The sequence below is a fragment of the Pseudomonas nitroreducens NBRC 12694 genome (genome assembly GCF_002091755.1).
Lineage (GTDB): Bacteria > Pseudomonadota > Gammaproteobacteria > Pseudomonadales > Pseudomonadaceae > Pseudomonas > Pseudomonas nitroreducens.
In genome coordinates, this window is record NZ_BDAI01000001.1 from 39330 (window position 1) to 59856 (window position 20527).

General features: G+C 64.5%; 17 protein-coding genes. 9 read left to right on the plus strand and 8 right to left on the minus strand.

The features are described 5' to 3' along the window. Nucleotides 1-21: 21 nt before the first annotated feature. Nucleotides 22-1533, minus strand: a complete 1512-nt coding sequence (locus PNI01S_RS00195; protein WP_084357159.1) for a 2Fe-2S iron-sulfur cluster-binding protein — start codon at nucleotides 1531-1533, stop codon at nucleotides 22-24. Between the two features lie 137 nt (nucleotides 1534-1670). On the opposite strand from PNI01S_RS00195, the gene PNI01S_RS00200 reads away from it, so the two are divergent. The 8 genes from PNI01S_RS00200 to PNI01S_RS00235 all read left to right on the plus strand — a co-directional run bounded on the left by PNI01S_RS00200 (nucleotide 1671) and on the right by PNI01S_RS00235 (nucleotide 6963). Further along, entirely contained in the window at nucleotides 1671-2084 is a 414-nt protein-coding gene (locus tag PNI01S_RS00200; RefSeq protein WP_037008981.1) for a DUF1924 domain-containing protein, read from the plus strand. A 14-nt stretch (nucleotides 2085-2098) separates the two neighbouring features. Next, nucleotides 2099-2941 (plus strand): diheme cytochrome c, encoded by an 843-nt coding sequence (locus PNI01S_RS00205; RefSeq protein ID WP_084357160.1) that lies wholly within the window; start codon nucleotides 2099-2101, stop codon nucleotides 2939-2941. 372 nt (nucleotides 2942-3313) lie between these two features. Further along, nucleotides 3314-4222: an alpha/beta fold hydrolase gene (locus PNI01S_RS00210; RefSeq protein WP_084357161.1), complete on the plus strand. Its 909-nt coding sequence runs from the start codon at nucleotides 3314-3316 to the stop codon at nucleotides 4220-4222. 225 nt (nucleotides 4223-4447) lie between these two features. Further along, a complete protein-coding gene (locus PNI01S_RS00215) occupies nucleotides 4448-5035 on the plus strand; it encodes a hypothetical protein (RefSeq protein WP_037008977.1) in 588 nt (195 codons plus the stop codon). Further along, nucleotides 5032-5427, plus strand: a complete 396-nt coding sequence (locus tag PNI01S_RS00220) for a hypothetical protein (protein ID WP_024763794.1) — start codon at nucleotides 5032-5034, stop codon at nucleotides 5425-5427. Before PNI01S_RS00215 ends, PNI01S_RS00220 begins: the two co-directional genes overlap by 4 nt. A 34-nt stretch (nucleotides 5428-5461) precedes the next feature. Next, entirely contained in the window at nucleotides 5462-5761 is a 300-nt protein-coding gene (locus PNI01S_RS00225; RefSeq protein WP_024763793.1) for a hypothetical protein, read from the plus strand. A 94-nt stretch (nucleotides 5762-5855) separates the two neighbouring features. Beyond that, nucleotides 5856-6374, plus strand: coding sequence for a hypothetical protein (locus PNI01S_RS00230; RefSeq protein ID WP_024763792.1), 519 nt, complete (start codon nucleotides 5856-5858; stop codon nucleotides 6372-6374). 112 nt (nucleotides 6375-6486) lie between these two features. Continuing rightward, a complete protein-coding gene (locus tag PNI01S_RS00235) occupies nucleotides 6487-6963 on the plus strand; it encodes a hypothetical protein (protein WP_084357162.1) in 477 nt (158 codons plus the stop codon). A 46-nt stretch (nucleotides 6964-7009) separates the two neighbouring features. Here PNI01S_RS00235 and PNI01S_RS00240 read toward each other — a convergent pair whose 3' ends face one another. Together PNI01S_RS00240 and PNI01S_RS00245 are read right to left on the minus strand one after the other, a co-directional pair. Beyond that, nucleotides 7010-7936: a cation diffusion facilitator family transporter gene (locus PNI01S_RS00240; protein WP_037008972.1), complete on the minus strand. Its 927-nt coding sequence runs from the start codon at nucleotides 7934-7936 to the stop codon at nucleotides 7010-7012. A 206-nt stretch (nucleotides 7937-8142) separates the two neighbouring features. Continuing rightward, nucleotides 8143-9042 carry a LysR family transcriptional regulator gene (locus tag PNI01S_RS00245; protein ID WP_084357579.1) on the minus strand — a complete coding sequence of 300 codons (900 nt, stop codon included), beginning with the start codon at nucleotides 9040-9042 and terminating at the stop codon, nucleotides 8143-8145. A 105-nt stretch (nucleotides 9043-9147) separates the two neighbouring features. Between PNI01S_RS00245 and PNI01S_RS00250 the strand changes: the two genes are divergently transcribed. After that, on the plus strand, nucleotides 9148-10122 hold the full coding sequence (locus PNI01S_RS00250) for a DMT family transporter (protein ID WP_024763788.1): 975 nt from the start codon (nucleotides 9148-9150) through the stop codon (nucleotides 10120-10122). A gap of 88 nt (nucleotides 10123-10210) precedes the next feature. Here PNI01S_RS00250 and PNI01S_RS00255 read toward each other — a convergent pair whose 3' ends face one another. The 5 genes from PNI01S_RS00255 to PNI01S_RS00275 all read right to left on the minus strand — a co-directional run bounded on the left by PNI01S_RS00255 (nucleotide 10211) and on the right by PNI01S_RS00275 (nucleotide 20429). Then, nucleotides 10211-11698 carry a TolC family protein gene (locus PNI01S_RS00255; protein ID WP_084357163.1) on the minus strand — a complete coding sequence of 496 codons (1488 nt, stop codon included), beginning with the start codon at nucleotides 11696-11698 and terminating at the stop codon, nucleotides 10211-10213. 62 nt (nucleotides 11699-11760) lie between these two features. After that, nucleotides 11761-18882 carry a DUF4347 domain-containing protein gene (locus PNI01S_RS00260; RefSeq protein ID WP_084357164.1) on the minus strand — a complete coding sequence of 2374 codons (7122 nt, stop codon included), beginning with the start codon at nucleotides 18880-18882 and terminating at the stop codon, nucleotides 11761-11763. A gap of 80 nt (nucleotides 18883-18962) precedes the next feature. Next, nucleotides 18963-19571, minus strand: a complete 609-nt coding sequence (locus PNI01S_RS00265) for a phage tail protein (protein ID WP_024763785.1) — start codon at nucleotides 19569-19571, stop codon at nucleotides 18963-18965. Between the two features lie 67 nt (nucleotides 19572-19638). After that, on the minus strand, nucleotides 19639-19947 hold the full coding sequence (locus PNI01S_RS00270; RefSeq protein ID WP_024763784.1) for a DUF6916 family protein: 309 nt from the start codon (nucleotides 19945-19947) through the stop codon (nucleotides 19639-19641). 11 nt (nucleotides 19948-19958) lie between these two features. Continuing rightward, the gene (locus PNI01S_RS00275; protein WP_252858361.1) at nucleotides 19959-20429 is read right to left on the minus strand and encodes a GNAT family N-acetyltransferase; all 471 of its coding nucleotides are present in this window, start codon (nucleotides 20427-20429) and stop codon (nucleotides 19959-19961) included. Nucleotides 20430-20527 lie beyond the last annotated feature (98 nt).

Consider the following 20527-nt stretch of genomic DNA (forward strand, 5'->3'; position numbering starts at 1 on the left):
ACGGTGCCTCCCATTGGGTAATCAAAACCGCACCCGAACCGAATCTCCACGGACCTCCGCCTGGCACGCCAAGGTCCAGCCCCGCCTGATCTCAGCATCGTTCAATACGTCGTTATTGCGCATGTGCACCGCGCCGTCCTCGACTCTGCAACGGCATGCTCCGCACAGGCCAGTACGACATCCACTGGGCGGATGGAGGCCTGCGCGCTCCAGGCTTTCCAACAATACTTCACCCGCATGACCGTCGGCCTGGAGAGACTGCCCATTCAGTTCGACCTGGATGCCATGTGTCACCTCACCCGCTGGTGGGAGCACCTGGCAGTGGCCACTGAAGCTCTCGCTGTGGATTCGATGAGGCGGAGCCCCGAGTTCCTGGAGGCATTCGGTGGCCAGGTCCATGAAGTCGGCGCCGCCACAGATGAATACTTCTTCATCCGACCATGGAGCCAGGAGCTGCAACAGTTCCTGCCTTCCTGCCCGGCCGCGCTCGTCGGTGTAGCGGTTCTGCAGGGTAAATCGCCCTGTGTACTGGTTCTGCAGGGCTAACAGTGGGGCAGCAAAAATGGTGGAGGCCGGAGACTGATTCAGGTAGACCAGTCGAACACGGCCACTCCCATTTTTCAGCAGGTCACGCAGTATCGAATACACCGGGGTAATGCCGCTGCCTGCCGCTATCAGCAGGACACTCCCTGCTCTGCTGGGGCAAACGAAACCGCCCATGGGCGCCTTCGCCCGAAAAGTCATGCCCACCCTCTGTCCGTCCAGGAGCCAGTTGGAAGCCCGGCCACCTGGAACCCGCTTCACCGTGATCCGCAGGCAATCGTCCAGCCCTGGTGTGCTGGATAGCGAGTAGCACCGCCACAATGGCAGCTCGTCACAGGGCACCTGGATCTGAAGGTACTGGCCCGGTCGATAGCCCGGCAGCGATCGGCCTGCACTGGCTGGGACCAGTTCGAAGGAGCGGCAATCTGCGGTTTCAACCTGGACAGCCCGAACCCGTAGCGCGATCTGATCACTGGGCGCCTTCGTCGTGCGGCGTGCCGTGAGCATCGCCCAAGCAGGCTTGCGGGCAAATAGCAGGAGGAAGCCCAAGTGGGCAACGACCAGCCCTAACGTCAGGTTGGCAAGAAGCTCATGGCTTTCTGCTGGGTCGCCGGGAAGTTTTTCAGCATCCAGAACACTTAGCCTCCAGGCGTCCGAAAGCTCCAGCGCTGCGCTCGAATTGATGAAGTCCACATTATCGATCATCAGCCAACCCAACGCCGCGCACGCCGCCAGCATAGCCAGCAGGGCCGCAGTCAGGCCCTTCCCTACGCGGAGTTTCGCAGTTGCAGTGATACGTCGAGAGACGAGCAGCCGGGGAAAACCATTTGCCGAGCCAAGCGCTGCCAGCAGACGGACACACAGCAGGGCGATAAGCCCATAGCCCAACCACACATGCAAAGTCTCAGCACGTTCGCCGCTGAGGTACACCCCCACGAAAAACGCCGCAAGCGACCAGTGATAGAGACGAAACCGGTTGTACGCGTTCATGTCATGCCCCCTTTCTAAACCTTGAAGGGTTGTAGGCGGGCATCCTTAACTATCCATGAACCGCTCTAGCACGGTATTTCAGCTTGAATTAAGAAAAAGACCATAGATTTTGTATGGAAAATTCAGGGGGAGTACCCATGCGCCAGTCCACATTGATCACCAGCATCTTCTGTTCGTTTTTTTCCGCTCTGGCTCTGGCCGCCGATCCGGCTGCATTGCTCGACAGTTACGCCGCCCAGGCACGCCAGCAGGAGCCGAATTTCACCGGCTTTTCCGGCGAACGCGGCAAGGCTCTCTACTTCCGCGAAGAACTTCGCGACGGCAAGAACATGAGTTGCACCACTTGCCACGGACAGGACCCGCTACAACCGGGAAAAACGCTGACTTTCCGCAAGATCGAGCCATTGGCGCCGAGTGTTACACCCGCTCGCTTCACCGATGCGAAGAAGGTGGAAAAGTGGTTCCGGCGAAACTGCAACGACGTATTCGGACGTGAATGCAGTGCCCAAGAAAAGGGCGATTTCGTTTCCTGGATCAGCAACCTGAAATAGCCGGAGCGACGCGCATGAACAGAAAGGGACTGCTACTGATGTTCGTTGCCATGCTGAATGTGGCTGGCTGCAATGCTGAAGACCACGGAGGGAACAAGCACGGAGGGTATAAGCGGCCCAAACAGCTGGCTGTTTCTGCAGCCGCTCCACAGCCTTGGCGCGAAGAGTGTTCGGCCTGCCATCTGGCCTATTCGCCCGGGTTACTGCCGCCGGACGCCTGGAGGGTTCAGATGAGTGACCTGAGCAACCACTACGGCAGCGACGCGAGCCTTGATCCAGACACGGAGAAAGTCATTCTCGACTTCCTCCTCCAGGCTTCAATGGCCAACCGGCTTCCGGTGGAAGGCGGAAGTCCAGGCAACCCACCACGCATCACGGAAACGCGGTGGTTCCTGAAAAAGCACGACGACATCAGCACTTCGACCTTCAAGCGCCCTAACATCGGTAGCGCGGCGAATTGTTCCGCCTGTCATCGTGATGCCGAGAAAGGGGACTTCGATGAGGATCGGGTGAAGATTCCAAAAGCGCAGGCCCAGAGCGCCGAAGTTGCCAATCTCATACAGCAGAAGCCGCAGCCTGCGGACAATTACGCGCCTCTCGCGGCTACTGCCAAAGGTTCTGGAGCCAGCAATAGCTGCAGGGTCACTAGCCTCACCTCCAATATCCATTGCGACACTTCGCCGGGTACCCCTGGTGAGCCCGCAACCGTGATTGTCTGGACGCAGGCCGCCGACGGAACATGGACTTGCTCCTTCAGTGGCTCGAGCAATACGGGACTCGTCCCTAAGAACTGCATGATTCTGGAGTCCCGCCAAGAGAACCTGATGCCTCCGGTAATAGAAAAATCGACGCGCTAGTGCCCGCCTGCAACTCGGAAAGAGCTCTGCAATACAAGCCTAAGCGGCGCAGAGGGCCAGTAGGCTGACTGAGCAAATTGTCAGTAATGCAGAAGTCCGCTCCTGAGCAAAAGCTGCCCGTGAGAAGCGGACGCTTGCGGTCAGGCCGCGGCCCGATTGCTCGATTCAGCTCGGCCCGGACGCTTCTTCTGCCCGGCTCCGGTGTTCCATGGCCACGGTCGTAACAGCCGTGAAAACGGCGAATGTGTCAGCGCACAACGATCTCCCCGTTGAGGGGCTGCACCTTGAGTGACAACGGAGCGCTGTGCCGGTCCGTATGTCCATCGCAAACCGAACTACGCTCCTCCAGTCGACACTCCTGGAGAGATCACGATGATCCGTCCCCTGCTGACCGCGTCCCTGCTGGTGACCTTGAGCATTCCGGCCCAGGCGGGGATAGCCGCCTTCCCCTCCTCCTTTCGCACCCAGGAGGTCGCCGTAGAGGGCGCGACCATCCACGTGCGCGTCGGCGGAACCGGGCCGGCAGTGGTGCTGCTGCACGGGTTCGGCGATACCGGCGACATGTGGGCGCCGCTGGCCACGGACCTGGCCAAGGACCACACCGTCGTCGTGCCGGACCTTCGTGGCATGGGCTTGTCGTCGATTCCGGCCAGCGGCTACGAGAAGAAGACCCAGGCCGCAGATGTGCGGGCGGTGCTGGCGTCACTGGGCATCGAGCACTCGGTGGTCATCGGCCATGACATCGGCACCATGGTGGCCTATGCCTATGCGGCGCGTTATCCGCAGCGAACCGAGCGCCTGGTGGTGATGGACGCTCCCGTCCCCGGCATCGCGCCGTGGAATGAGATCGTCCGCTCGCCGATGCTCTGGCACTTCGACTTCGGCGGCCCCGATATGGAACGGCTGGTGGCAGGGCGCGAGCGCATTTACCTGGACCGTTTCTGGAACGAGTTCGCCGGCGATCCGCACAAGGTGGACGAAGCGACCCGCCAGCACTATGCCAAGCTCTACGCCCGTCCCGGCGCGATGCATGCCGCCTTTGCCCAGTTCCGCAGCATTCGCCAGGACGCGGTGGACAACGAGGCGTCGAACAAGACGCGGCTGACGATGCCGGTGCTCGCCGTCGGCGGTGAAAAATCCTTCGGTGCCAACGAGGCCATCGTCATGCGCAATGCCGCCGACAACGTCACCGAAGTGGTGGTGCCGGGCGCCGGGCACTGGCTGATGGAAGAGGCGCCAGCCCCGACGATCCAGGCCATTCGCCAATTCATTTCGCCTTGAGATCCACGCCATGAAGGGCCCGGCATCAAGCGCCTGATGCCGGACGTTTCAGCGGCCCCAAGCCTTCCCCATCAGCGCATGGCCAACAAAGAAAGTTCGCTGCCGCTCGTCACAGAAATCCGATAGGAAGGTTGACCCTCCCCTACTGCGCCACTAGATTCCTACCCTTCTTTCGCCGGGGTGCGCTGTGCCCCGGCGAACACAACGGCAAAGGAATGTCCGCTCATGTTCAAGCCCCTCAGGCCCTGGCTGCCTGCCCTGCTGCTTTGCAGCCCGCTCGCCGCGCAAGCGGAAGGTCCCTCTGGCGATTTCTGGCTGATTCACCAGCAGGGCAGCCTCTACAAGAACGAAATCTTCGTCATTGATGGCGACCCCGCCAACATCTACGACCGCAAGAACGGCGTGCGCTCGCTGGGCGTCTATCAGTTCTACGAGGAAGGCGCCAAGCCGACCTTTACCGCTTATGACGTCGAGGTCGACTGCGCGAAGAATCGCGTGCGCCTCAACGGCGCGCAGAACTACGACAAATTCTACAACGACATCCGCCCGAAGAAGGTCTCTAAGGAATGGCAGAAGAAGCCTGAGGCGTGGATCGCCCAGAGCCGCGACTTCCTCTGCAAGCCGGATGCCCACGTCGAGCAGAAGATGTACCCGCTGGGCAAGATGCCCATGACGCAGCTGGTCTCGGCCGCCCCAGGCCTGTTCCAACTGCAGAACCGTGAGCACGCCAAGAACCTGATCCTGCAGATGGTCGACAAGGGCTTCGAGCAGATGCCGGTCAAGAACGCACCGGCCAAGGAGGGTGTGCAATGAAAGGTCTACTGGCACTCGGGATGATCGCCATCCTGCTCGGCGGCTGCTCCGCCATTCCCACCCTGCCCGAAGCGCAGGCCCGCAGCTACTGGAAGGGCCGCCCGGCCGGCGATGCCATCGACCACTTCGGTGCACCCAGCGATATTGGCCTTGCGCCGGAGAACGACTGGGTCGTGCTGATCTACCGCCGCGATACTTCCTACGTCTCGCGTGAAGCGCTCGGCACCTACACCGGCCCGCAGAACGGCCAACTGGTGCATACCGAGTACTGGGGCGACGTGGTCCACTCCGCCAGTTGTGAAATCCGTGTCGCCATCAATCGCGCCCGGCAGGTGGACTACCTGCTGACCCGCGGCAATTGCGGCGGCATCGCGCTGAGGCCGGAAGCCTGAGCCCAGGCTTCCTCATCAAGGAGGAGACGAAACCATGCCAAGCATGAACTACCTGGCGAAAGCGGCATTTCCGTTGCTCGGTCTCTTGACCATCAGCTCGCAGGCTTCTGCCGAAGAGGTCAAGGTGACGGAGTTGCTGCGCAGCGGCTATGAAGTGAAGGCGGCCTACGTGGCGCCGGGGCGAGTCACCCAGATCCACTTCCTGATCCTGCAGAAAGGCACGTCGGTCTACCAGTGCGGCAGCTATGAAAGCAGCGCGCCGATGCAGCGCTACTACGACTATTCCAACACCTACTCCTGCTCGCAGATCGGGGACTGGGTGCCCAAGAACTGAACGGCTTTCACCCTCAGCCTGTGCTCCTGCGAAGGTCGGCATCCTCGATGCCGGCCGGCCCCCGCGCTCCAACCGTCACACGGATGTTTCTGCGATGAAATTGCACCTGTTGCCCGCCAGCCTGTTGCTGGCCTGCGCCGTCTCCCACGCCGCCGAGCAGGCGCCTGTTCCCAAGCCCCTGGAAGAACAGGTCGGCCGCCTGGTCGAGCTGTACAAGGACAGCTTCGCCACTGGCTACCCCGAGGCCACCCGGGTGCAGACCCTGAAGGCCGGCAACGGCAGCGAGCTGACCCTGGCGGTCTTCACCGTCGAAGGCTTCGACATGGGTAACAACTACAACCAGTACCTCGCGGTCTTTGCCTCCACCCCGAACGAGGAAGGCCAGGAGCACTACAGCCTGCTGGATGCCATGCAGATCGGCGGCGGTGGCTGGCGCTCGATCGAGGCACTCAATGCCAGGCTGGTCAGCGATCCCACAGGCCAGCGCACGCTGATCGATATCCCGGTGATGGAAAACACCGACGACGATTCGCCGAACTTCCCCAGCCGCGCCGGCGTGATCCACCTGTCCCTGGAAGGCTCGCAGACGCCTCGGCTGGTGGAACAGCACTGACGCCGCCGCAAGGTCGTACCAGGCCTGATACCAAGTCGATAACAAGCCACGCTAAATTTCGCTGTGCGGCGGCCGCCACTGTCGGATAACCATCCTCAGCGGAAGTCTCGCCATGACCACCATCAGCGCCGTCAGCGCCACCAACGTTCGCTATTCCACTGCCTCGACTTCCTCCGCCTCGACCGTTGCGGCGAGCGGTGAAGACAGCACCACCACTGACACCACCAGCACCGGCCAGACTTCGGCAAGTGCTTCTGCACAAGGCGCGGGCGGAGCGGCAGGTGCCGGTGGCGCCGCGGCAAGCAGCGGCTCGGACAGCAGCTCCGACACCACCCTGGAAAAGCTCAAGCAGGCGATGGAGCAGGCGCAGAAGGAACTGGAAGAAGCCGAGCAGGAGCTTGCCAAGGCCAGCCAGGGCGGCGGCCGGACCGAGGAAGAACAGCAGGCCCAGCAGATCGCCACCCAGGCTGCACAGGCTCGCGTGTCGTCCGCCTCGGCGGCCGTGGCAGCGGCTACCGCCGCCTATTCGCAAGCGCTGACCGAGTCCGGCAGCGGCACCAGCGGCACGTCGGTGAATACCACGGCCTGAGGCCGGCAAACCAGCGGGCTGGCGCGCTCGCGCAGCCCGGTCAGGCTCAGCGGGTCCAGAGCGGGTCGGTGGTGAAGGCAATGGTCAGCCAACGGTTCGGGCCCTCGCCGCCGATGGCCGCGCCGATCTCGTCACGCAGTCGGTCCCACTCGTCGAGGGTCTGCGCCGGCCAGCCCGGCGGGACGATGAAGTACAGCTCGATCTGCTGTGCCCGCCCGACCTTGGCGACATAGGCCTGGTACGCCAGGAAGCCGTGCTGCGCGACGATCTGCGCGGCCACCTCGTCGACGTGCTGCTTCAGCTCCGGCGGGGTGACCAGCAGGATGTCCTTGAGCGCCTGGCGAATGGTCAGGAACGGAATCGGCAGGATCACCAGGCAGATCAGCGCCAGCACCGCCGGGTCGACATACGGGCCGATCTGCGCGTAGCCGCTCACGGTCGCCAGGTCGCCGACCAGAAAGGCGATCAGCAAGGCCAGGGAAATGCTGCCGGACATCACCCAGGACTTGGCATCGAGGGCGACGAAGTCCGAGCCGATGCGCCGGTTGGCGCGGAACTGCACCGCCGCCAGGGCGAAGCAGACCAGGGTGGCGACCGCCGCATAAAGAATGGCGAAGCCGAACTCCAGCGCATGGCCGCCGCTGAGCAGCCTGCCGATGGCGTTGATCAGCGCATACAGCGTCACGCCGCAGAGCAGCGTGCCGTTGAGTGCCAGCACCATCGGCTCCAGGTGCCAGAAGCCCATGTTGAAGCGTTCGGCCAGGCGCCGGCTGGCGTCGCCCTCGGTGGTGTGGCGGCGGATCAGCGTCGCCACCATCAGCGCCAGGCCGCTCATGCTGGCATCGGCCAGCGAGTAGACACCATCGAAGACGATGGAAAAGGATCCCGAAAGCAGGCCGACGACAATACCGAAACCGGCCAACAGCACGGTCACGATGATGGAAAGCCGCAGGATGCCCTGTTCTGTTTTCATTGCTGGCGTGCTCCTCGCGCCTCGATGGTTGCGTCGCCGGAAGCCGGCCTGGCCGGCCCTGGCGGTTTCGCTGGGGGGCGCGACTATACGCCAGGGGCCTGGCCACGGCCATTGGCGCCCCGGCAATGTGTCCATGCAAGGTCGCAAGGGGTCGGCACCACCAGCCCCTCCGGTACCGCCATTTCCTCCAGAGCAGCAGCCCCGACCTAGGGCGGCGTTGCCCCTTCGTTCATCAGGTAGGTCACCAATTGCCGGGCGTGGGAGGACAGGGCATCCCAGTCGGCAACGCAAAGGCGCAACTCACGGGTGGCCCAGGGATCCGCGAGGGCCACCAGCGTCGTCGGCAATTCCTGCGCCAGCCGCGTCGCGGCAGCCTCCGGCAACATGGCCACGCCCACTCGCTGGGCGACCAGTTGGGCGATGGCATCGAAGCTCGGCGCGCGCACGCGTACCTTGAGCGGCAGCGCATTGCGTACCGCCATCGCCTCGACGAAGCGTTGCATGGCGCGCTCGGCCGGCAGGCAGACGAAGGGAAAGCTCAACGCGTCGCGCAGGCTGGGCAGGTGCTGGCTGGCCAGCGGGTGGTCCCGCGGCACCAGCAGCACCAGCTTGTCATTGCGGAACGGCAGCGACAGCAGGCCCGCGGTGGGCAGGTTGCCGTCATACACGCCGATATCGATCGAGCCGTCCCGCACCGCGAGCAACACGTCCTTGCTGTTCTGCTCGATCAGTTGCAGGTCCACCTCCGGATAATCCGCCAGGAAGGGCCCCAGCGCAGTGGGCAGGAAGGTGCTGTTGGCGACGGTGGACGCCGCCAGGCGCAAGGTGATGCGCCGTTCACCGCCCAGCTCCTGCAGAGTGTCCTTGAGCTGCCGCGCCTCCTTCAGCACGCGCTGGCTGGCCTCCAGCACCAGGCGACCGGTCGGCGTCAACGTCATGCCGTCGCTGTGCCGGGCGAACAGGGCAAGCCCGCAGCGCTCTTCGAACTGGCGCAGGCGGTTGCTCGCCGCCGAGACCGCCACGGGCACCGAGGCCGCTGCCTTGCTCAGGCTGCCGGTGCTGGCGATGGCGGCGATCAGGCGCAGATCGGCAAGATCGAAATGCACTTTGCGTTCTCCATGGATGAAAGCAATCTTCGCCAATCCAGCATTCTAGCGGCCCAGCCTTCTCCATAGAATAATGCCTTTCCCCCGCCCTGCGTTCCCGCCGACATGAACAATCTGACTTCCCTGTACCAGCGCAGCCTGCACAATGGCGTGTTCTTCGCCGTGCTGTCCGCCACCGGCTTCAGCCTCAAGGCGGTTTTCGTCAAGCTCTCCTATGCGGCCGCGCCCGTGGATGCGATCACGGTGCTGGCCATCCGCATGGGCCTGGCGCTGCCGCTGTTCCTCTGGCTGCTGTGGTTCAGCCGGGGGCCGCAACAGGCGCGGCTCTCGCTGCCCGACGGTGTACGCATCCTGCTGCTCGGGCTGGTCGGCTATTACCTGTCGAGCCTGTTCGACTTCTACGGCCTGGAATACATCAGCGCAGGCCTGGAGCGGCTGATCCTGTTCACCTACCCGACGCTGGTCCTGCTGCTGCAGATGGCAATGACCCGCGAACGCCCGAGCTCACGCACCCTCGCAGCCATGGCCCTGTGCTACCTCGGCCTGGGCATAGCGCTGGTGCACGACATCAAGGTGGAGGGCAGCGGCGGGCAGATCCTGCTGGGCGCCATCTGGGTCTTCGCCAGCGCCGTGACCTACGCGGTGTACTACATCGGCACCGCCGCGGTGATCCAGCGTGTCGGCTCGATGCGCCTGGCCGCGCTGGCCGGCATCGCCTCGTCGGTGATGGTGCTGGGGCACTACGCGGTGACCGGCGACGCGCAGCAGTTGGCAACCCTGCCAGGCTCGGTGTGGCTCTATGGCGCCCTGATGGCACTGATCTCCACCGTGCTGCCGATCTACTGGATGGCGCTGGCCATCCAGCGCATGGGTGCCACCCACGCGGCGGCGTTCGGCAACCTGGGGCCGGTCCTCACCGTGTTCGCCTCCTGGGCGCTGCTGGGCGAGGCGATCTCGATCTACCAACTGGCCGGCCTGGCACTGGTGTTGTTCGGGGTATCGCGGTTGTCCGGAGCCAAAGCGGCTGCGCCTCAACCTGCGCCGAAACAGCAGGCCGAGGATTGCAAGGCAGCGGGTTGAGCGTATCCGCTGCCGCCCTGCGCGCGGACACCATGGCTTCGTGCAGCGGTGCGCCATTCACCTGGCGCACCGGTGCCTTACCCGCGTCTTACTGCACGTTGCCACTATCGAGCTGGTGTTCCTTCTCGGCCAGACCATTGGCCAGCGTGCTCAGCTTCGTGTCCGGAGCATTGCTGGGCAGCGGGTCGACGCCGGCCGAGGCGAACACCTGGCCGTAGCTGTTGCGCAGCTCGGCATAGGCCAGGTCGCGACGCAGGTCCGCCTGCAGGGCGTTGAGCTCGCCCTGGATCAGGTCCAGTTCACCGATGCCCTGTGCCTGGTGGCGGTTGCGCAACTGGCCGACGATCTGGTTATCCAGGCTGGCCAGCTCCTGCGTGGTGACGAACTGGCGGCGCGCCTCGTTGTAGTTGGCGTTGGCCACGTAGAGCTGCGCCAGAATGGCCATCGACATGGCTTGCCGGCGCGCCACGTTGACGTCCTCGCCCGTCTTCGCAACGTCGATGGCCGCCGGAGCGGACAGGACGTTGAAGAGGTTCCAGGTGACCTTCACGCCGTAGTCGGCCCAGCGGTTGTTGACCAGGAAGCTGTTGGAGTCGTAGTGCCCACCGGCGGAGAACTCCAGGCCCGGCAGCAGGCGCAGCATGGCCTTGCGGGTTTCCGCGGCGCTGATGCGCGCCTGGTAGTCCTGCTCGCGCAGTTCCGGGCGGCTGGCCAGGGCCTGCTGCTCCAGTTGCTCGATGCCTACCTTCAGTTCCGGCACGTCGTAACCTTCCGGCGCGGCGAGGGTCAGCTCGGTGCCCAGCGGCAGGTTGATCAGGGTGGCGAGTTCGGTTTTCGCCAGCGACAGCGCACGGCGCTGTTCTTCCAGCTGGCGGCTGGCCTCGATCAGAGCGCGCTGGTAGCCCAGTGCCTGGACCGGATCGCCAATGCGCTGCTGGCTCATCTGCTGGCTGTCCTTGCGCGCACTGTCGACCCGCGCCATCAGCGCATCGATGCGATCCAGCAGGCGTTGCGCGGCGACGGCGCGCCAATAGGCCGAGCGCACGTCCTGGATGATGGTCTGCACCACCTTGCGCCGGCGCTCCTGGACGATCAGGCGCTGGTCGGCCTGCTGCTTGGCGCTGACGTAGCTGACGCCGAAGTCCAGCACGTTCCACACCATGGTGAGGTCGGCGACATCGCGGTCACGGTCCTGCGAGGTGGAAGGTTCCAGCGACTGGGTGTTGGTCAGCACGCTCTGGCTGCTGGAGGCGCTCTGGTTGTTGCGTCCGGCGTAACCCGCTTCGAGCGCCATGCGCGGCAGCATGTCGAAGGTAGCGAGGTCGAGCTGTCGGCGCGACAGCGCCTCTTCCATCACCTTCAGGCGCGACTCGAGGTTGTACTTCACCGCGCGGGCCATGGCCTCGTGCAGGGTCAGCGGGCCGCTGAGCGGCTCCTGATCCTTGAACATCGCCTGCAGGTCGTCGCGGGCACGTTGCTCGCTGACGCTGCGGTCGATGGGTTGCGTAGTAACGGCGCAGCCGGACACGGCAAGCGCCAACAAGCTGATCCCTAGCAAGGTCGTGTGTTTTTTCATCCCTGGCCGTCCCCCTCGTTACGGCTTCGTTCCTGTGCTTGTTCTGCTTTTAGATGAGCTGATCAGGATGCGTCGCGGCCCTGGGCAACCTGCCCCAGCGCCCAGGCCAGCTCACGCACTGGTTGTTGTTCGGATTCGTGGATCTGCTCCAGCTGCTGCGCCAGACTCGGCGCGCCGAAGACGCCGCGGATGCCCTGGTCGATATCGCCGTTACGGCGGTCGAAGGCCTTGAGCGGCGAGTTCTCGTCGCTGCCGTTGCGATCGAAGATGCCCGCCAGCGTGCTGCTGCCGAATACCCCGGCATCGCCGCCGCCGAAGCCCAGGAAGCCCTTGCCACTGCCATCGCCGAACGACGAACTGCCAAAGGCCTGGGCGATGAAGCTCTGCGACGGCGCACCGTTCTGCACGAAGATATTGCCCAGCGGCGGCAGGCCACCGGCACCTTCGCTCTGGAATAGCGAGGGCGGCAGCACCGGCGAAGTGCCCTGTGGCGTGACCAGCACTGGCACGTTGGGCTGCAACGGCGTCGGCGACGACGTAGCCGGCACGGGCGGCGTGGTGATGCGGAACTCCGGATCGCCATCGGACAGCGAGCCGATCACGTAACTGTCGCCGCGCAGGGAACTGCCCAGGGCGTTGCCGGCGGCATCATTGATGCCGCCGGCGTTGACCGTCAGGCCCAGGCTGCCCTGCCCGCTCACGCTGCCGACGGTCACGCGGTAGATGCGTGCGTCCAGTTGCACGATCGAGACGATACTGCCGCTGGCGGAATTGCTGGTCACCAGGGAGAAATCGCCGGCGTCGACACCGCTGACGTCCTCGTCGAAGGTCACCAGGAAATTCACCGTGCTCGCGCCGGTGGGTGACGGGTCCAGGCGCACTATGCCGGTCGCCGTGGGCGCGCGGGTATCCACCAGCACGCCGTGGCTGTCGCCGACGCCGTTCAGGGAAGGATTCAGCGCATTGCCGGTGGCATCGCGCAGGGAGCCGCCATTCGCGGAAAGCCCGCTGACCTGGATGCCATCGGCGTCGTTGTCGCCAGCCTGGACGGTGTAGCGGAACACCAGGCTGGTGCTGCCGGAGCCGCTGACGTAGTCGGCATAGACAGTGCGCCCGCCCATATCGATCGCCAATTTCGGCGAGCCGTCGACCACCACGGCTTCGCTGGTCTGCACCACGAAATCGAGGGTGCTGCCCGCGGTGTTCAGCGCGCCCGGCGGCACGCTGACCGCGGTGATGGTCGGCGCATCGCGGTCGACGCTGTACACCGCGCCGGTCAGCCCGCCGCTCAGCGGGTTGCCTGCCGCGTCGACAATGCCGGTTGCGCTGCCGTTGAGGTTCAGGCCCAACGTGCCCGTCCCCGAGATGCCACTGACGGTAATCTGGTAAGTGCGCGCGTCGATCTGCTGCAGGCCGCTCAGGCTGCCGGCGGCAGTACCGCTGCCGACCAGGGTGAAATCACCCAGGTCGACGCCACTGACGTTCTCGCTGAAGGTCACGGTGTAACGCACGCTGCCGGCATTGGTCGGCGACGGGTCGAGGGTGACGATGGCGCTGGGAGTCGGTGCGACGGTATCGACGATAACGCCACTGGTGCCGCCTACATTGTTGAGCGTCAGGTTCATGTCGTTGCCGGCGACATCGCGCAAAGTGGCGCCGTTGGCCGACAGAGCGCCCACGCTGATGCCGTCGGCGTCGTTGTCACCCGCCTGGACGGTGTACTGGAACACCAGCGTCGAAGTACCGGAGCCGGCGACCAGATCGGCGAATACCGTGTGGCCGCCGATATCCAGGGCCAGCCGCGGGACACCGTTGACCACGACCGCCTCGCTGGTGTTGACCACGAAGGTCAGGGTATCGCCGGCATTGTAGGGAACGCCGACCGGCACACTGACGCTGCTGACCGTGGGCACCACGGCATCGACCAGCACGCCACTGGTGCTTGCCACGCTGTTGAGGCCATTGACGATGTTGTTGCCGGCAGCGTCGCGCAACGTACCGCCGTTGGCCTGGATGGACGAGCCGAGGGTGATGCCGTTGGCGTCCAGCTGACCGCTGGCCACCACCAGGCGGAACACCAGGGCACTGCCGCCGCTGCCACTGACGTATTGCGCAAAGACGGTGCCGCCGCTGTCCAGGGTCACGGCGATGCGCGGCGTACCGCCACTGCTGTCGACGATGACGTTCTCGTTGAAGTTCACCGTGAAGTCGAGGTTCTGCCCCGCCACGTAGGTACCGTTGGCCGGCACGCCGACGCTGGTGACCGTGGGCGCCACGCCATCGATCACGATATCGCTGCGACCACCGAGGGAGTCCGCGCCGCCGATGGTGGGCAACGTCAGGATCGCCAGGTCGTTGTTGGCGTTGGCCAGTACCGCGCCATTGAGTCGCAATGCCGTGGTGCTTTGGGCGTCGAGGTCGGCGCTGCGGTCTCCGGCCTGCACGATGTACTGGAACGTCAGGATGTTGCTGCCCGAGCCGCTGATATAGACCGCCTCGCGATCGACCGGACCGGTTTCCAGCAACAGGCTGGGGACGCCGCCACTGGTGTTGACGAGCACCGACCGGTCGAACTGGACCTGTACCACAATCAGGTCGCCCACCTTGTAGCTGCCATCCGGATTGCCGGCGCTGACACTGACGATACGCGGGTTGGGCTGCTCCACCGTGATCAGGATGAAGTCACTGTCGGTCTGGCTGCCGCCGCTTCCGGACTGCCCCAGGTCGTTGCTGACGATCTGCAGAGAGGCCGGGCCGTTGTAGCCGGCCGTGGGGCTGAAGCTCATGCCGGCCAGAGCATGGTTGATATCGGCGAGGCTTCCATCGAAGGTGACGGTGCTGTCAGCGGAACCACTGCCGACGCTGAACGTCAGACCGGTGACGCTGCCCAGGGTGATCGTCCCGTTGACGGCGGTGAGCGTCACCCGCATGGTTCCGCTACCCACATCCACGTCCGAAATGGAAATCGGGTTGCCGGTGCCGACGCCGAAGAACAGCGTCTGGCCACCAAGCACCGACTGGGTTCCCGGTACGCTGTTCACCGGGGCGTCGTTCACCGGGCTGATGGCCAGGTTGAAGGCGCTCGACGCATACATGTTGCCGCCCATACCGGTATTACCAAGGTCATCGAGCCTGACCGTCACGGTAACAGTGCCCGATGCATTGGCCGCCGAAAGGTAGCTCACTGCGCCGCTGGCGATGAAAGCATTGATATCGCTCAGTGTGCCGCTGAGCACCAGGTGGTTGCTGCCCGAGCCCGTCAGCATCACGCCGCCTGCCGCCAACGCGCTGAAGGTGCCGCTGCCGGGCAGTACGCTGAAACTTGCCTCGACCTGTCCGGAGCCGGCGTCGACATCGCTGAAGCTGATACCGGTCAGCACCAGGGGCACGTCCTCGCTGGCGTTCACCGGGGACGACGGCACCACGGGAAGGTTCGGGGCGTCGTTCACCCCTTCGACGTGCAGCGTCAGGCTGCCGCTGCTGGTCTGCGCCGGGCCACCGCTGTTGCCCAGGTCACTCACGCGGACGTCGAGGCTGACGTCGCCGAAGTAGTTCGGCGTCGGCATGTAGGTCAGGTTGTTGCCGGCAAGGTAGGCGTTGATGTCTGCGACCCGGCCGGTAAGGATCACGCTGTACATCGCCGTGCCGACGGCGACGGTGCCGCTGACCGCCGCGTTCAGGGTGCCGTAGCCGGCAGGCAGAGTGAAGGTGACCTGGACGTTGCCGGTGCCCGCATCGACATCGGAAACGCTGATGCCGGTAATACTGCCGGAGCTATCTTCAATGAGGTTGATCACCGCGGGCAGGCTGAGCTGCGGAGAGTCGTTGGCAGCCGTCACGGTCACCGTGCGCGTGGCCGCGGCACTGTCGAGCGTGCCGTCGCTCACGCTGAAGCTGATGCTCCGGGTTGAGGTGTTCGGGGTGTCCGAGCTGTTGCTGTAGGTCACCGAGCGCAACGCCGCCTGCCACTGTGCAACGCTGGCGCCGGCGGCAGAGCTGAGCATCAGCTTGCCGGTGCTGCTGTCGTAGCTGCCGACGATGTCACCCATGGTGGCCGGGTTACTGGTGAAGCCGAGCGTATCCTCCATGCCCTGGAAGTTGCCGGTGATACTCACGGTGGCGCTGTAGAGCAGCGGAGAATCGCTGTCCGATACCGTGAGGCCGCTATCGACTAGCACGGGCGTTGAGGCCACGTCCGCGCCCTCGACGAAGGCCGCACTGCCGCCGCTGCTGGTCACCAGCGGCGCATCGTTGATCGCTGTAACGGTGATGGATGCCGTGTCGCTGCCAATGGAGTACGGCGAGCCGCCACCTGCGCCGGTTGCATTGGCCTTGGTGCCTTGCAGGCCGGCTGTGATGTCAGTCTGGTCCCAGGCTCTGTAGGTGATGCTTGCGCTGGTGCCATTGATGCCGTCAGGCACGAAGCGCACGCGGTCGCTGCTGCGCAGCAGCAGCGCCGAACTGAGAGAGACCACTCCGACGTTCTGCCAGCTGGCACCGCCATTCACGCTGTATTGCCAGGTGCCATTACCGGCGTTCAGACCGGTGATGGCAATGCCCTTCAGTGCCCCGCTGTCGACGTCGCTGACACTGCCGAGGAAGCTGGAGACAGCCTGGCCGACGTTGTTGATGTCGGAATCGGTCAGCCCAGTGAGCGTGGGCGCCGTCGGCGTCAACACGGGCGCATCGTTTTCGCTGCTGACGATAAGCATCGCCTGAGCCGTGCCGCTGGAGAACGCGGTAGTCCCACCATTGGTGCTGGTGTCGCTCGTGCTGCGCACACCGTTAGTGGAAGCGATGCCGACACTCCCGTCCCAGGCACGGAACGACAGCGCCGCCGTCTCGCCATTCTGCCCGTTGGGCACGTAGCGCAACTGGGTGGTGGCCGACAGCATCAGGGCGCTGGTGCCGCTGACGCTGCCCACCTGGGTCCAGGTCACCTCATCGGTGGAGTATTGCCAGTCGCCACTGCCGGTGCTGGCGATGATGGCAATGCCGCTGTTCGGGCCATCGCCATCGGCGTAGCTGACGCCGGACAACAGCGAGGACACGCTGACCGCGCTCGACGTGGCGTCTTCTCTGGTGCCGGCCCACGCGTAGGGTCCACCGGACAATGTCGGAGCGTCGTTCACGGCGGTCACCGTTACCTGCGCAGTGGCCAGGTTGGAAGTGCCGCCCTCGGCGTCGGTCACGGTGAAGTTGACCTGGCGAGTAATGTCGGTACCGCCGAAGGTGGGGTCGTCCGAAGAAGACGAATAGCTCACCGAACGCAGCACGGCCTGCAACGAGGCCAGCGAGCCGCTGCCGCTGATCTGCATCACGCCGGTCGTGCCGTTGTAGGTCGCCGAGAAGCCGCCGGAAACGCTCACCGACAGCACGTCACCCGAGCGGAAATCGCTGATGATGACCGTGGCTCCCTGGAAGGTCGTGCTGTCGGCATCGGCCAGCACCAAGCTGCCCACCAGCACAGCAGCGCTGCCACCCTCGGTGTAACCCACCGAGTTGTTGGCGGGATTCAGCGTCGGGGCATCGTTCACCGGGCTGACGGTAACACTCGAGGTGAGATTCGGCGAAGCGCTGTTGTTGTTCGGGCCGCTGTCCGTCACCGTCACGACGGTGACGGCACGGGTGGCGCTGCCCGGGTTATCGCTGCTGTTGCGGTAGGTAATGCCGGCGATCAGCTGCGCCATCTGCATGTTGTCGCGAGACAGGCCGCTCAGGGTGACCACTGCAGTCCCCCCGGACAGGCTCACGCTGTAGGTGCCTAGGCCGGCGAGCGAGCCGCTGCTGCCGTTGCTCAACGCAATGTCGACGCCACCGATGTTCAGGAACTCGCTGGCACCATTGCTGACGTTGGTCACCCGCAGCGTCATTCCGGTGAAGGTCTCGCCGGCATCGTTGCTCGCGGCGACCACGCCACTGAACAGGTCCACGGCGGTGCCGTTCTCGGTGAAGCTGGGGTTGCTGGCGGTGGCGGTCACCGTCGGGGCAGTGCTCGGCGGAACAGGGTCGCCGGCAAAACTGTCGATGTTGGTGTTGAAGAAATCGTTGCCACTGATGCGCACTTCGTCGACGCGGATACCACCAAAGCTCAGGGTCCTCTGCTGCCCCATGAAGACGGTCTGGGCCGTCCCGACCAGTACGCCATCGCGGTAGCCCGCGACGGTGATGGTGTCGCCGGCGGTGTTGTTCAGGTAGATGCTGGTGAAGGTGAAATCGGCGCCATCGGTGCGAGCGATGGTGAACACCTCGGTCTTGGTAACGTCGAACGTGGTGGACTGCAGGTTGATCGATGCGCCGTTGGCCTCGCCATTGGCGCTCTCCCAGGCCGTGTCGCCACCGTCCCCGGCGCTGGTGAAGGTATAGGTGTAGCTGACACCGCCCAGTACTCGGGTAAAGCTGCTGCTCACCCCTGTATTGGTGCTGAAGTCGTCATTGAAGCTCACCAGCAGGCCGCGGAAGTCGCCCACGTCGAGCGCCGCCGCCTCGACGGCGCCGTGGCTGACTTCCAGCACCCAGTTGCCGCCCAGCGCGGTGGCGCCGGTCATGTCGTTTGAGGCGGCGACGTCGGCGCCGGTGGCATCGGCCAGTTGATCGACGAAGGAACGGCCCGCACCGTCGGCGCCCACCTGGCAGCCGTACAGGAGGATGTCGCCATTCTTGTCCAGCGCCTGGCCGATGCTGGTGAGCAGGTCACTGCGCAGGGCGATGCTCGAACCGTCCAGCCAGGTATTGCCCAGTTGGACCTTGCCCACGTCGCCGTGGCTGAGAATATGGATCGAATCGATGCCGGAACGCCCCTGTAGGTAATCGGCAATCTGCTGCAGGCCGTCCTTGTTCGCGTCGAGCACCACCACTTCGGTACCCGGCTTGAGGCCGGCCACCAACTGCTGGTAGCCCTTCACACTGGCGTCGACGAACACCACTTCCTGGCGGTGGTCGGAGGTGCCGGCGGGTACGGCAGAGAGGTTGTCCTTGCTCGCCTCGTGGACACTGTTGTCCTGCGACGGGTGGGCCTGGGCGACCTTCGCGGCGGTGTCGGCGGTCGGTTTGGCATCAGCGGCCTCGGCCATGGTGGCGGCCACGGCACCGTCGAACAGCATGCGCGGTTCCAGCGCCATCGCCAGGGCCGGCATCACCGGTGCCTTGACCGGTACTGCACGCTTCGCCTTGTTCCACCACATGACCCACCTCCACTGCTCTTGGTCGGGAGCGGGTGCGCCCCGCTCCACTGTTTACTGCTTTTACGGTCGAAAACGAGCGATCAGTTGCGCGACGGGAAGACCCCTTCCAACGCAATGATGAAATTGATGCCCAGGTAGGGGTTGCGCACAGAGAAAGGCTGGCTACCGCCAGCAATGCTGGCAGTCCCGTTCGGTACGTTACCGCTGCAGGTGATGGTGAAGGGCTGCAGGGTAGTATCCGCCGCCGTGGTGGAGTACAGCGTGCCCGGGCGGCCGCCTGCGGCGATCGGCCCGAGTACCGTGGTCGCAGCCGGAGCTGCCTGGGTCGCCGTGCTGGCCGACGCAGCGGGGATCGCGGCCTGGCCAGTGGCGGTCAGCGGCGAACCGAATGTCACAGTGTGCGTATGCTGCGGCATCTGGTTGGTAGTCAGCGTGGTGTTCTCGACACCACCGACCTGGCCCAGGTTGATCGGCCCGAGACCGGGGGCTAGCCCCTGGCCGACGGGGCTGCGGCCGCGCATGTCGGGCAGGCCGAACGTGACCTGACCATCGCCGCCGTACGTCGTGCCCAGCAGCGAGAACAATGCCGAGTTCTGCGCGATCGACATGAGCTGCCCCTGGCAGAATGCGTAGCCACGCGGTGCGAAGTTGCCACCGAACATCTTGATCTCACCGATAAAGGGTTCCACGTATTGCCTCTCCTTGGTACCAATCGCTGGAAATGACGGCCAGGCTCGCAGCCGCCGGAATGGGTCGCTACGCCGCCTTGCGGGTATGGAAGACCGCCTGGAGCACCGCGCGGCGATCGGCAGCAGGCTGCACAGGGGTCAACAGCAGCAACCACCCCTCCTCACCAGGTGGGGACAGGCGGTAAAGCGCCTGGGGCAGGTCCCACTGCTCGGGCAAGGCGAAGGCGGCGCTGAAGCTCTCGTACTCAGCACTCATTGGATTACCGACAAGCACCTCGATCAGTTCAACGTCCAGGGCCTGATCCGGGGCAATCCACAACTGGAAGCGCGAACCTTGCGCCTGCTGCAGGCCATGCTGGGTGGGCATCGGGTACATGGAGTTTTCCTTCACGACAAGACGGCGGCAGGCGCGATCGCCCGTGGCACGGCGCGGGGCAACCGGCGCAGCTTGTGATAGACGCCGTTTTCGCCGGCCACGACGAAACCCAGGCGGGCATACAGGCGCTGGGCCGGGTTGTAGTTCTCTACGTGCAAGCCGACACTCAGGCCCCGGGCATCGGCGCATTCGAGCAACTGCACGAGCACACGGGTCCCGATCCCCAGGCCGCAATGGCTGGGCAGCAGGGCAAGGTCGATGATCTGTAGATGGGTGGCGCCCCAGTGGAGGTAGACGCGGCCGACGGACTGGGCGTCCGCCTCGATCAGCAGGTACTCGGCGTCGGGAAAATGCGCCTGGTAGTAGTGGTGCTGGGCGTCGAACTGCTGGGTGAGAAAGGCACCGATGGCGGCGGGCTCCCAGGCTACCTGGGCCAGCTCAGCGGAACGGGTGCTCGCATAGAGGGCGCGCAGGAACGCCAAGTCAGCGTCCACAGCGGGGCGGAACCTCAACGCGAGTGAAGTCATGGTGCTGTGAGTCCTTTCATACGGCAGCCTGGGAAGCTACCTACACCCTATTG